We start from the raw sequence: 12,375 nt of genomic DNA on the forward strand, positions 1-12,375 counted from the left end.
GCAATGCCGTTGGGCTGGTTGATCTTTAGCTGCCGCGGGTCAGCCACCGTATTTGGTCCACCAGGTGTGCAGCTCCTCGATGGTCGGGGGGTCGCCGAAGACGTCGCACAGCAGCAGCTTGACCTGGTTGCTCCACACCATGTTGGGGTGGTTGTTGTAGGTGCCGCAGGCGACCACGCCGACGTCGACCTTCGGGTCATTCGGGTGCTGCCAGGTTTCCGGGTTGTTGGTTTCCCCGGGACAGGTCGCCAGCGTCAGGAGCTTGATGTCGGCGTCCGTCGCGTCTTTGAGGACACCCGGATTGGGGAAGAGCCCATAGCGCGCTTTGGACGGGCCGCCGGGGTTGGTGTTCTGGTCGCAGTCGACCACCGCCAGCGCGTCCGACCACACGGTGTTGGGTTTTGCGGTGGCCGGTGTGCACACGCCGCTCGGGTAGCCGGGGGGCACCATGCTGAGCAGCTGGCCTTCCAGGTCGCCGGGCGCGGGTGTCGTGGTGGTGGGGGTGGTCGTGGTCGTGGTCTTGCGCGGGGTGGTGGTGCTGGTCGGTGGGGGATGCGGAGTGGGTTTGTCGTCCTCCTTCGTGGCCAGGTAGACGCCGATCGCGGCAAGCACCAGGACCACGACCAGGGCGACCGCTCCGATCACGATCGGCCAGGGGCTGCGTTTGGGTTTGGGCGGCGGTGGCTGTCCCAGCGTCCAGGTAGTGGGCCCGGCGGGCGGGGGTGCGCCCGGCGGCGTGCCACCCCAGTTACCGCTGGTGCCTTGGTAATAGTGCGCGCCGGAGGGGTGCTGGCTCGGAGTCGGCACCGGGCCGCTCTCGGGTGCCCAGGGCCGGGCGGTCGGTGTGGGCCGCACCGGCCCGGAGCTCTGGCCCGGATACGGCCCCGGCGGCGTACTGGGCGGCGGTGGCGCCGTGGCGGGAGTGGTCGGGGGAGGGTCGCTCTTGATCTCGGCGGCCAGGGTGGCCTCGACGCTGCGGCGCAGGATGTCGTCGGCGTGGTCTTGATCGGGGTTGCTGAGCGCCTCGTGGGCGGCCAGCGCCAGATCACCGGCGCTGGCGTAGCGGTCCTCGGGCTTTTTGGCCATGCCGCGCGCGATCACCGCGTCGAAAGCCTTGGGGATTCCCGAGCGGACCGCGCTGGCCTGCGGGATGGCGTCGGTCGTGTGAGCCCGGACCAGCTCGCCCGCGGTGCCCGCGCGGTACGGCGGGGTGCCCGTCAGGCACTCGTACAGTACGCAGGCCAACGCGTAGATGTCGGCGCGGTAAGTTACCTCGCCGTTGGAAAAGCGTTCGGGCGCCATGTATTTCCAGGTGCCGACCGCGGTGCCGAGCTGGGTGAGCTTCTCGTCGGTGGTGGCGCTGGCGATGCCGAAGTCGACCAGGTAGGCGAAGTCGTCGCGGGTGATCAGGATGTTGGGCGGCTTGATGTCGCGGTGCATGACGCCGGCGGCGTGGGCCGCGTCGAGGGCCGAGGCGATCTGGGTGATGATCGCGACCGCGCGCGGTGCGGTCAACGGTCCGAACCGCTTGAGCATGTCGTCCAGGTCGATGCCCTCGATGAGGTGCATCTCCATGAACATCTGGCCGTCGATTTCGCCGTAGTCGTGGATAGGTACGACGTGCGGTTCCTGCAAACGGCCCGCGGTGCGCGCCTCGCGCCGCATCCGCTCACGAAAGACGGGGTCCCGGCTGAACTCCGCGGTCATCACCTTGACCGCGACCGTCCACTCCTTCACGGTGTGCTCGGCTTCGTATACCTCGCCCATCCCGCCCCGGCCCAGCAGCCGCTTGAGGCGGTAGGGCCCGAACATCGTCCCGACCCGCGAGTTCTGCTCCTCGCTCATCGCTGATCCTCCAAACCGACCGCAGACCCGCCGACGATATCAACAATTACGGGCAGATCCTCGCTCGTAACCACCGCGACTAGCAACCATCACGGTAGGCCGTCGCGCATCCGAACGCGTGACAAATCGCGAGATCCCCGCGCGGGCGAGTCGCCCACCGACACCGGTGCGGCCCGGCGAAAAGCCTTGTGGTGATTGACCATGCCAGCATTTATTACGAAAGAACTTGTACGACAACAATATTCAGTTTGCTGCGTCGCTGTTGTAGCCCCGGGGGATCTCGAACGTGAATTCGTGGTCGCAGATTCGGACGTGATCGCCGTCCTTCAGCGTGGCCGCCGAGCGGATGCGTTGGTGTTGCACGTGTACGCCGTTGGACGACCGCAGGTCGTTGATGATGTAGCTGGTGCCGGTGTCGACGATGACGGCGTGATGGCGGCTCACGTTGGCGCTGGCCAGGACGATGTCGTTGTCACTGAGACGCCCGATCCGGGTCTCCGCCATGCGCAGTGGGTAACTGCGACCCGACGCCTCGTGCAGGTAGGCGGCGGGCTTGCCGGCGGGGACCTTGGTGCGCTGGTCCAGCAGGGTGATGGTGCCCACCGCCGTGGTCCGCGCCGATTTCTTGGCGTCCAGCGGCTCCTGGCGCAGGATCTTTTCGTTCAGGTCACGCAACGTCGGGCCGGGGTCGATCCCGAGCTCGTCGGCCAGTGTCGTCTTCACCCGCCGGTACGCGGCCAGCGCGTCGGATTGGCGGTCGGTCAGATAGTAGGCCGTGATCAGCTGGGCCCACAGCGGCTCGCGATAGGGGTGCTCGGTGATCAGGACCTCGAGGTCGCTGACCACGGAGGCGCCACGTCCGCAAGCGATTTCGGCCTCTGCCTTCGCGGTGTGGACGAGAATTTTCTCCTCCACGAGCGAGGTGGCGAAGGTGTCGACGAACTGAAAGTCGCGCAGGTCCTCGAGCACCGGTCCCCGCCATTGCGCCAGCGCCGTCGACAGGTGCTGGCTGGCCTGCTCGAACCTGCTGAGCGCGGCCGCCTGCACGCCCGCGGTCTTCTCCGTGATGAACCGTCCCAGATCGCAACTGTTTTCGTCGACGGTGAGCCGGTAACCCGGCGGTGCCGCGGCCAGCACCACCCGCGGGTCAATACCCGCGCCGCTGAGCAGTTTGCGCAGATTCGACACGTAGGAGTGGATGCTGGCCCGGGCGCCGGACGGGGGCTCGTCCTGCCACAGGGCGGTGATCAGCCTTTCGACGCCGACCGGGCTGTTCCGGTTCATCAGCAGCATGGCCAGCACCGCCCGCTGTTTGGGCGTGCCCAACGGCACCATGGTGCCGTCAACAGTCATCTCCAACGGCCCGAGCAGGCCGAATTCGAGACTTTTGTCTACCATCGTCGCTAACCAGCCCTTCCGGGTTCCCTGCGCGGCGTCATCTGCCCATACGGTGAGTCATTCCTTGACATTGTGATACGAACCCACCGAATTCGGTAATACCGGTGAACATTGGTGTGCCGCGGTTTCGGCGTTGCCGCCGACTGAAATGCGTTCCCTGCCAGCGTGATCATGGACGGCTCGCTCGAATTCGGTTGGGATTCATCGAAACGCATCAGGCGGGCAGCCGGCCCGATGCGTGTGCTTCGGGTGGCTGCCCGCCGGTTTGCCGTGCGTGTGCGGCTAGGTGGTGAATACCATCAGCTGCTTGCTGGCCTCCCAGGCTTTCATGAAGAGCGCCATCGGGATCTGCTCGTCGCGGCCGTCCTTGGTGCCGCTGTCGTTGAGGTGGACCACATCGTTGGCGGTGTCGATACCGGTGACCACCACCGCGTGGTCACCGCGGGGGTTGCCCTTGTCGTCCTTGTTTTCGACGGGCTGGCCCCAGATGAGTTCTCCGTTGACGCTGACGATGACCTTGTGGCCCTCGCCGAGTTGCTCCTCGAGCCCTTCGATGCCACCGAGGATGCCGTCTTTGGCGGCGTGCTCCCTGTTGGTGATCGTGCCGTTGATCTTGTACAGCTCCAGCAATGTCGGGATGTCCGCAAAGCTGGTGCCCATACCGGAATTCGGGTTCTTGGTGTTGGCCGGCGTGGTGTAGATCGAACCGGGGTGCACGACGCTCGGCGTGGCTTGGGCCGCCTTGATGATGGCCCGCTCCGAGGGCTCCTTGCCGGTGATCTGGCCGATCACGTCGGCGCTCGACATCAGGACGCAGTCGTCGTACTTCTGGTAGCGCCAGTACTTGGCGGCGGCCACCGGGTCGCCGTACATCGTGCCGGCGGCGGCGCCGGCCGGTGCGGCCAATCCCAGCGCGACGGCAACGGCGATGATTGCCAGGGTGGCGGTCTTGGCGATCGCGGCGATCTTCGTGGTCTTCATCGTTGTCCCCTTTTCTCGTCCCGCGGTTGTGCGGGGTGGTTGAGAAAAGGCTCTGATCGTGGCCTATTTGTTATCTCCACGAATTCTTGGAGTGACCTCGCGCCGTCCGCGCGGGGATGAAGACCGCTAGTTGCACGCCCACGTGTCGATGGAGCCGCCACCGAGTTTGGTCAGCGCGTCCCTCATCGCGGCGGCCAGGGTGGCGCCGACTCCGCCCTGGAACGCCCTGCCATTGGTCGCGACAGCGCCGCAATCGGTGAAGCTGGTCAGCACCTTGCAGTCCGTGTAGGCGCAATTTTTGACCGCGGTGGCCTCCGCGGCCGGCCGGGTCGGGTAGTCCCAGCTGCGGCCCCAGGAACCGTTGCTGGAGTAGGCGATCGCGCCGTATTGATCGGCGGCGCCGGCCGCGGGAGCCAGCGCGACGCTGACGACGGCGGCAGCGGCCATGCCGGCCATCGTGAACCGCCGGCGACGAGTAATCATCCTCATTGGTGATTCCTTTCCGAGTGCCGGCGGTCCGGCGGTTTGCACGGTCTACACAGGCTTGGTGGCGGTGACTGTCTTGCCCCAGTCCGACATCGTCAGCGTCACCGAGGTGTCATTCGTGGGATGGACCTGGAGCTGGACCAGGTGTGAGGAGCCGTCCGAGGCGATCCAGACCGTGGTGGGCACCGTCGTCACACTCTGGGCGGTCAGCTTGGAGCCGGCCAGCGTGGCGACGTCGTCCGCCGACGAGTTGCCGGTGATCTTGGTGGTCGCGACGCCGTTGACCTGCTCGGTGCCGGCCACCGCGCCGCCCTGCAGTTTCGACAGCAGGTTGGCCAGCCCCTTACCGGGGTCCAGCAGCACCGACACGTTGTAGATCGAGGCGCCGTTGCCGAAGTCGGTGTAGGTGCCCGGTTGCCCGAGGTCGGAGTAGAGGTGGCCGTCGACGTAGACGAACTTCGCGTCTTGCGGGGATTTGCCGACGAGCAGCGTCGCGCTACCGGTGGCAACCGTCTGCGGTGTGTTGGAGATGTCGCCGTCGAGCTTGGTCACCCGCAGGTTGGGCACGTCGCCCTGCACCGCCACGCTGACGTGCATCCCGGTCACCTTGGTCATCGCGTCCGCGGCCTGCTTGAGCAGCGTGGCCGCCTCACTGCTGGAGGTGGTGGCGGTGGTCCCGGGCGATTTGCCGGTGTTCGAATTGCTCGAGCAGCCGGCGATGGTGAGGACGAGGGCGAGCGCGGCGGCAGCGGCGGCGCTAACGGTGCGAGGCGAGAGCTTCATCGACATCTCCTTGAAGTGTTGGCCACAGCTGCTTCCTGCATATCAATCGCCGCGCAGCAAATCAACAGCCGCCCTGAAAGCTTAGTGAGGCCGATGCCGGATTCGGAAGGTCTGAATCGGGTCACGCGGCCTTGATGAACCGGCCCGCAGCCGGATGTCTGCCACCGATGCGATGAATTACCTTGATTGACAAAGCGTTCCAATGCGGCTTCGGTGTTGTGGACGCGGCTGTTCCGTCGAGTGCAGTGCGTGGCCGGCGCGCAGGTGTGCGTGTCTGTGGCCAATGCATATGCCTAACGGGGGGATCCCGGTTACCGAGATCCCCGCGTTAGGCCGGTGCTGCGATTCAGCTGAGCGGGCCGCCCAGTTGCGGGCAGTACGCGGTGGCCGCATTGACGACGAAGTGGGCGGCCTGGCTGCGGGTCAGGTTCGTCTGGCCGACGACCTCGTTGGCGATGTCGACGCCACTTTCGCCGGAGGCCAGCGCCTGGCACACCTTCTGGCCATTGTTGACTGCCTCCGCCGGTGAGGTGAAGGTGACGCCCACCTTGCCCATCTGCGTGATGAAGGAGTCGTCGACGGTGCTGGCGCCGGCAACGCCGGCGCTGGCGACTGCGGCGATCCCGATGGCGGCGGCGCCGATCGCGGTGCTGGCAATTGTGCGGATACGGTGAGCGAACATAGCTGTGGTCCTTTCGGGTGTGCGGTCTGTCTGGCCGATGAACACAGCGTCGCGCCGACCCCTAAAAGGATTCTCAATGACTTGGCCGGCGGACTTGGCCGGCCGGTAAATGGCGGATGGGGGATCCCGGTTACCCGAGACCCCCCATCCAGTGGGTGGGCGCGATTAGGTGAGCTGCGGTGCGAGTGACGGGCAGTAGGCGTGGGTCGCGTCGACGACGAAGTAGGCCGCCTGGTGGTTGGTCAGGTCCGTCTGCTGCAGGATCTCGGTGGCGATGTCGGTCCCGGTTTTGCCGGCGGCGAGTTCCTGGCAGACCTTGTGGCCGTCCTTGATGGCGTCCGCCGGCGAGCGGAAGGAGATGCCGAGCTTGTCCATCTGAGCGAGGAACGCGTCGTCGGCGGTGGTGGCTCCGGCGGTGCCGGCGGTGCCGATCGCGACGATCCCGATGGCGGCGCCGCCGATGATGGTGCTGGCGATGGTGTTGATGCGGCGAGTGAACATTGCTGTGATCCTTTTCAGGTGTGCGGTTGGGGTGCTGATGGGACTAGCGTCAGCCGCACTTCTAAATGGATCCTCTATAACTTCTTGGCGCCGTTTCAGTAACGCCTCAGGTTCGCGGCCGGACCGAAAACTCAGACCCTGGTCATCGCGTAATAGGCGCCGCGGAGCGCCATCAATTCGGAGTGGTTGCCCTGCTCCACGACGCGCCCGGACTCGACCACCACGATGCGGTCGGCATCACGAATCGTCGAAAGTCGGTGCGCAATAACGAAACTCGTGCGGTCGCGGCGAAGCTCGTGCATGGCCCGCTGAATAAGCGCCTCGGTGCGGGTGTCCACCGAGCTGGTTGCCTCGTCCAGAATCAGTAGCTGCGGGCGGGCCAGAAACGCGCGGGCGATCGTGATCAGTTGCTTCTCGCCGGCGCTGATGTTGGCGCCGTCGCCGGTGACCCGGGTCTGGTAGCCGGCCGGCAGGGTCTGGACAAACCGGTCGACATAGGCCGCCCGGGCGGCTTGGACCACCTCGTCCGCGTCGGCGCCGGGGCGTCCATAGGCGATGTTCTCCGCGATGGTCCCGTCGAACAGCCAGGTGTCTTGCAGCACCATGCCGATTCGCGATCGCAGGGCTTGCCTGCTCATCGTGGTGATGTCGACGCCGTCGATGGAAATGCGGCCGGAATCGGCGTCGTAGAAGCGCATCAGCAGGTTAACCAGCGTGGTCTTGCCCGCTCCGGTCGGTCCGACGATCGCCACGGTGCTGCCCGGCTCGGCCGTCATCGACAGGTCTTCGATCACCGGCGTGCCGGGGCGGTAGGCGAAGCTCACGTGCTGGAATTCGACGCGTCCGCGCGGCTGGCCCATGGGCGGCATCGGCGCGGCGTCCGGCGCTTCCTCGGGCTCGTCGAGCAGCTCGAACACCCGCTCGGCGCTGGCCACCCCGGATTGCAGGGTGTTGTACATCCCGGCCACCTGGCTCAGCGGCGTGTTGAACTGCCGGACGTATTGGATGAACGCCTGGATGTTGCCGAGGGTGATGTGCCCGGTGGCCACCTGCAGGCCGCCGATCACCGCGACCGCGACGTAGCCGAGGTTGCCGATGAACGTCGTGGCCGGTGCCACCAAACCGGAGAAGAACTGGGAGCCGAAGCTGGCGTGGTAGACGTCGTCGTTGAGGCGGCGGAATTGTGCGCGTGCCGCCTCCCGGTGACCGAAGGTCCTGACCACGGTGAATCCGCTGTAGGTCTCTTCGATGTGGGCGTTGAGCGCTCCGATGCTGGTCCACTGCGCCACGAACAGGCGGTGTGAGCGACGCGCGATCGCGCGCGATGCCAGCAGCGACAGCGGCACGGTCAGCACGGTGATCAGCGTCAGCAGCGGCGAAATCGACAGCATCATGACCAGCACGGTGACGACGGTCAGGATCGACGTCAGCAGCTGGCTGATCGTCATCGAAAGCGAGGATTGGACGTTGTCGATGTCGTTGGTCACCCGGCTCAGCAGCTCGCCACGCAGCCGTCCGTCGAAGTAGGACAGTGGCAGTCGGTGGACCTTATCCTCGACCTCGCTGCGCAGCGCGACCATGGTGCGCTGCAGAGTCAGGTTGAGCAGCCGGGCTTGAGACCAAATCAGAAACGCGGCAACGATATACAGAGCCAGGGCAAGGGCCAGTGTTCGTGCCACCGCGCCAAAGTCCACGCCCTGGCCGGGCACCACGTTCATTCCCGACAGCAGGTCGGCAAACGTTTCGTCACCGCGCGCTCGCGCTTGGGCGACGGCCTGTGCCTTGCTGATTCCCGCCGGGAGCCCGCGCCCGATCACGCCGTTGAAGAGCAAATCGGTAGCGTGCCCGAGGATTCGGGGAACAATGACGCCGATCACCGTGCCGGTCAGGCCCAGGGCGATTACCGCGATGCTCAGCGCCCGTTGGGGCGCAAGCCGTTCCACCAGCCGGGCCGCGGTGCCCCAGAAGTCCCGGGATCGCGTGCGGGGCGCGGTTTCGCGGGCGACCCGGTTCGTCGCCGTGGTCACCGCGGTCCTCCTACTTGGCCTGATCGCAAGGCGCCGACCGACTGCGAGTCGGCGAATTCCGCGTAGCTGGCGCAGTCGGCCAACAGCGACTCGTGGGTGCCCGAGCCCACTATCTTCCCGTCGTCGACGACGACGATGTGGTCGGCCTGGGACGCGGTCGAAATACGCTGTGTGACAACGATGATGGTCGCGTCGCCGGAGATCTCCCGCAGGGCGGACCGGACCCGCGCGTCAGTGTGCACGTCGAGCGCGGAGAACGCGTCGTCGAACAAGTAGATGGCCGGGCGGCGGATGACGGCCCTGGCGATCGCCAGCCGTTGCCGTTGTCCGCCGGAGAAATTCATCCCGGCCTGGCCGACGCGCATCTGCAGCCCGTCGGCGTGCGCGCGCACGAATTCGTCGGCCGCCGCGACCCGCAACGCTTCCCACATCTCCTCGTCGGTCGCGTCGGCCTTTCCGAAGCGCAGGTTCTCCGCGACGGTGCCGGAGAACAGATATCCGCGCTGTGGGACCAGGCCGATCGCCGACCAGAGCCGCTCGGTGTCGTAGTCGCGGACGTCGAGGTCGTCGAGCAGGACCGCACCGTCGGTCGCGTCGTAGAGCCGACAGATCAGCGACACCAGCGTCGACTTGCCCGAGCCGGTGCTGCCGACGACCGCGGTGGTGGTGCCGGGTAGTGCGGTCAACGAGATATGTTGCAGCACAGGGCGGTCGGCGCCCGGATAGGTGAACGTCGCACCGTCGAGGCGGACAACGCCGGTGATCCCCGCGTCCGGAAGCCGGGGATGTTGCGGGCTCTCGATGGCGGGACGGGTGGACAGCACCTCGCTGATCCGCTCGGCGCATACCGACGCGCGCGGCAGCACCACCAGCGTCATCGTCGCCATCAACACCGCCATCAGGATCTGCGTGAAGTAGGCCAGAAACGCGGTCAGCGAGCCGACCTGCATCTGGCCGCGATCGATGCGCAGCCCGCCGAACCAGATCAGCGCGACGCTGGACACGTTGATGGTCAGCGTGGTCACCGGAAGCATCAGCGCTTGCCAGTTGCCGGCGGTCAGGGATGCATTCGACAGCGCGGTGTTGGCGCGGGAAAACCTCTCGCGCTCAAAGCTTTCGCGGGTGAAGGCCCGGACTACCCGCACGCCGGCCAGCTGGTCGCGCAGCACCCGGTTGATGCCGTCGATCAGGGCTTGCATGCTGCGGAACAGCGGCAGCATGTGCGACATGATCCAGTAGTTGGCCACGGCCAGGATCGGGACGCTGACGAGCAACAGCCAGGTCAGTGCGGCCTCTTGGTGGATGGCCATGAAGACCCCGCCGATGCACATGATCGGCGCGGTGATCAGTACCGTGCCCGTCATCTGAACCAGGTATTGGATCTGCCGGACATCGTTGGTGCTGCGGGTGAGCAGCGTCGGCGCGCCGAATCGGGCGGTTTCGGGCTCGGAGAAGGTGGTGACGTGTTCGAACATCGCCAGTCGCAGGTCGCGGCCAAACCCCATCCCCGTGCGTGAGCCGAAGTAGGTGGCCCCGACCGAGCACAGCACCTGCAGCCCGGTGACGGCCAGCATCACCACGCCGAGCCGGACGATTGTCGCGGTGTCACCCTTGCTGACGCCGTCATCGATGATCGCGGCGTTGACCGTCGGCAGGTACAGCGTCGCCAGCGTGCTGATCAGTTGAAGCACCATCAGCACCGCCACCAGCCGGCGGTACGGCCGGATGTACTGGCGCAGCAGTGCCAGAAGCATTTGGTAACTGTCGCATACGGCACGCATCGCGGGGCGCAGCACCGCCGGGCGGTTGGGTGCGCGCGCGTCGCCCGGCAAACACTTTGAAATGCCTGCTCAGGTGGCGCGTCGGTGGTTGACCCGGTGGGCTGCCGCTACAGTGCATCGTGTGGACCAGCAGCAGGCTGAGCAGAAGCAGGGTAGCGGTGCGTCGTAACCTCACGGCGCTGGCCATTGCGGCCATCACGATCTTCGTCCCGGCGGTTGCGGGCTGCTCGGGTTCCGGCGACAACAAGCCGGGCGGGACGTCCTCGTCGACGCCGGGCAACGCGGAGGGCCACCACGGACCGATGTTTCCGCAATGCGGAGGCATCAACGACCAGCAGGTCGCCGAGCTGACCAAGGTCAGCGGGCTGATCAACACGGCGCGCAATTCCGTGGGCTGCCAGTGGTTGGCCGGCGGCGGCATCCTCGGTCCGCACTTCTCTTTCTCCTGGTACCGCGGCAGCCCGATCGGGCGTGAGCGCAAGACCGAGGAGCTGTCGCGCGCCAGCGTCGACGACATCAACATCAACGGTCACAGCGGCTTCATCGCCGTCGGCAATGAGCCGAACCTGGGCGACTCGCTGTGCGAGGTCGGCATCCAATTCCAGGACGACTTCATCGAGTGGTCGATCAGCTTCAGCCAAAAGCCCTTCCCGCCGCCGTGTGACATCGCCAAAGAACTGACTCGTCAATCGATTGCGAACTCGAAATGATGACAAGACGCGTCCGGACGGCGGTGGTCATCTTGACCGCCGCGCTGATGGTCCTGACCGGTTGTTCGAGGTCGATCGGCGGCAACGCCGTCAAGGCCGGCGCCGGCGGGGTGCCGCGCAACAACAATTCCCAGCAGCAGTACCCGAACCTGCTGAAGGAATGTGAGGTTCTGACCAGCGACATCCTGGCCAAGACCGTGGGCGCCGACCCGCTCGACATTCAGAGCACGTTCGTCGGCGCGATCTGCCGGTGGCAGGCGGCCAACCCGGCCGGCCTGATCGACATCACCCGGTTCTGGTTCGAGCAGGGCAGCCTGAGCGAAGAGCGTAAGGTCGCGGACTTCCTCAAGTACAAGGTGGAAAACCGGACGATCGCCGGGGTGAGCTCGATCGTGATGCGTCCGGACGACCCGAACGGTGCCTGTGGGGTGGCCAGCGACGCCGCCGGTGTGGTCGGCTGGTGGGTCAACCCGCAAGCACCTGGTATCGATGCCTGCGCTCAGGCTCTCAAGCTGATGGAGCTGACGCTCTCGACGAACTCCTGACGGGGTTCAGCGCGGGATGTGAAAGCCGATCAACGCGGCTCCGTCTAGCTGCAGGTCCTTCCAGTTGCCGGTCACCTTCAGGATCGCGATCGCCGACGTCGGGAACTTCTCTGAAATGCGTTGCACTGCAGCCACATCGGTGCCTTCGTCTCTCGCCAGACCGAGCGCCAGCGACGACATGGTCGGTTCGTGTCCGACGACGAGCAGAGTGTCGACGGAGTCGGGAACCTTATTGATCTCGTCGATCATCGTCCCGGTGGTGGTGTCGTAGAGGCTTTCGCGGAATTGCACGGGCGCATCGATGCCAGTGCGGTCCAGGGTCTGGCGGGTCCGGGTGGCCGTCGAGCACAGCACGGCGTCGATGTCGGGTTGATTGGCGCGCAGCCAGTCACCGCCCAACGCCGCTTCCCGGATGCCCCGGGGTGCCAACGGCCGCTCGTGGTCCCCGACACCGGGTGGGTATCCAGATTTCGCATGCCGCATCAGCAGCAGGGTGCGCTCGCCGTTCACGCGGCTCACGCTACGTCGTCTCCGTCGTGGAGGAGTTTGTTGGGGTGGTGGTAGGTGTTGGTGCGGGGTTGGCCGCGATCCAAATGGGGTGGGGGGATCCATTCGGTGTGGCCGTTGGGGTGTTTG

Annotated in this window: 12 protein-coding genes; 2 read left to right on the forward strand and 10 right to left on the reverse strand. The window is 66.0% G+C overall.

Annotated features, from left to right (window positions below; all coding sequences use genetic code 11):
- Positions 1-39: 39 nt before the first annotated feature.
- The 9 genes from AC5Y5O_RS19720 to AC5Y5O_RS19760 all read right to left on the reverse strand — a co-directional run bounded on the left by AC5Y5O_RS19720 (position 40) and on the right by AC5Y5O_RS19760 (position 10,457).
- Positions 40-1,845, reverse strand: a complete 1,806-nt coding sequence (locus tag AC5Y5O_RS19720; protein ID WP_500026897.1) for a serine/threonine-protein kinase — start codon at positions 1,843-1,845, stop codon at positions 40-42.
- 243 nt (positions 1,846-2,088) lie between these two features.
- Positions 2,089-3,243 (reverse strand): BTAD domain-containing putative transcriptional regulator, encoded by a 1,155-nt coding sequence (locus tag AC5Y5O_RS19725; RefSeq protein WP_096289618.1) that lies wholly within the window; start codon positions 3,241-3,243, stop codon positions 2,089-2,091.
- 282 nt (positions 3,244-3,525) lie between these two features.
- Positions 3,526-4,224 (reverse strand): C39 family peptidase, encoded by a 699-nt coding sequence (locus AC5Y5O_RS19730; RefSeq protein WP_096289617.1) that lies wholly within the window; start codon positions 4,222-4,224, stop codon positions 3,526-3,528.
- A 126-nt stretch (positions 4,225-4,350) separates the two neighbouring features.
- On the reverse strand, positions 4,351-4,707 hold the full coding sequence (locus AC5Y5O_RS19735; RefSeq protein ID WP_096289616.1) for a DUF4189 domain-containing protein: 357 nt from the start codon (positions 4,705-4,707) through the stop codon (positions 4,351-4,353).
- Between the two features lie 51 nt (positions 4,708-4,758).
- Positions 4,759-5,493, reverse strand: a complete 735-nt coding sequence (locus tag AC5Y5O_RS19740; RefSeq protein WP_096291300.1) for an LppX_LprAFG lipoprotein — start codon at positions 5,491-5,493, stop codon at positions 4,759-4,761.
- 346 nt (positions 5,494-5,839) lie between these two features.
- Positions 5,840-6,175 (reverse strand): DUF732 domain-containing protein, encoded by a 336-nt coding sequence (locus tag AC5Y5O_RS19745; protein ID WP_096289615.1) that lies wholly within the window; start codon positions 6,173-6,175, stop codon positions 5,840-5,842.
- Between the two features lie 165 nt (positions 6,176-6,340).
- Complete coding sequence (locus tag AC5Y5O_RS19750) at positions 6,341-6,676, reverse strand: DUF732 domain-containing protein (protein ID WP_096289614.1); 336 nt, start codon at positions 6,674-6,676, stop codon at positions 6,341-6,343.
- Between the two features lie 131 nt (positions 6,677-6,807).
- Positions 6,808-8,703, reverse strand: coding sequence for an ABC transporter ATP-binding protein (locus tag AC5Y5O_RS19755; RefSeq protein ID WP_500026908.1), 1,896 nt, complete (start codon positions 8,701-8,703; stop codon positions 6,808-6,810).
- Complete coding sequence (locus AC5Y5O_RS19760; protein WP_096291299.1) at positions 8,700-10,457, reverse strand: ABC transporter ATP-binding protein; 1,758 nt, start codon at positions 10,455-10,457, stop codon at positions 8,700-8,702. Before AC5Y5O_RS19760 ends, AC5Y5O_RS19755 begins: the two co-directional genes overlap by 4 nt.
- A 185-nt stretch (positions 10,458-10,642) precedes the next feature.
- Here AC5Y5O_RS19760 and AC5Y5O_RS19765 point away from each other — a divergent pair, with 185 nt between their 5' ends.
- The gene (locus tag AC5Y5O_RS19765; protein ID WP_096289612.1) at positions 10,643-11,194 is read left to right on the forward strand and encodes a DUF3558 domain-containing protein; all 552 of its coding nucleotides are present in this window, start codon (positions 10,643-10,645) and stop codon (positions 11,192-11,194) included.
- Positions 11,194-11,739, forward strand: a complete 546-nt coding sequence (locus AC5Y5O_RS19770) for a DUF3558 domain-containing protein (RefSeq protein ID WP_165796463.1) — start codon at positions 11,194-11,196, stop codon at positions 11,737-11,739. The genes AC5Y5O_RS19765 and AC5Y5O_RS19770 overlap by 1 nt, the downstream gene beginning before the upstream one ends.
- Before the next feature lie 6 nt (positions 11,740-11,745).
- Here the strand turns inward: AC5Y5O_RS19770 and AC5Y5O_RS19775 are convergent, their stop codons facing one another.
- Positions 11,746-12,222 carry a SixA phosphatase family protein gene (locus AC5Y5O_RS19775; RefSeq protein ID WP_423790926.1) on the reverse strand — a complete coding sequence of 159 codons (477 nt, stop codon included), beginning with the start codon at positions 12,220-12,222 and terminating at the stop codon, positions 11,746-11,748.
- Positions 12,223-12,375: the final 153 nt, after the last annotated feature.

It is taken from the genome of Mycobacterium sp. NGS40 (assembly GCF_059812735.1).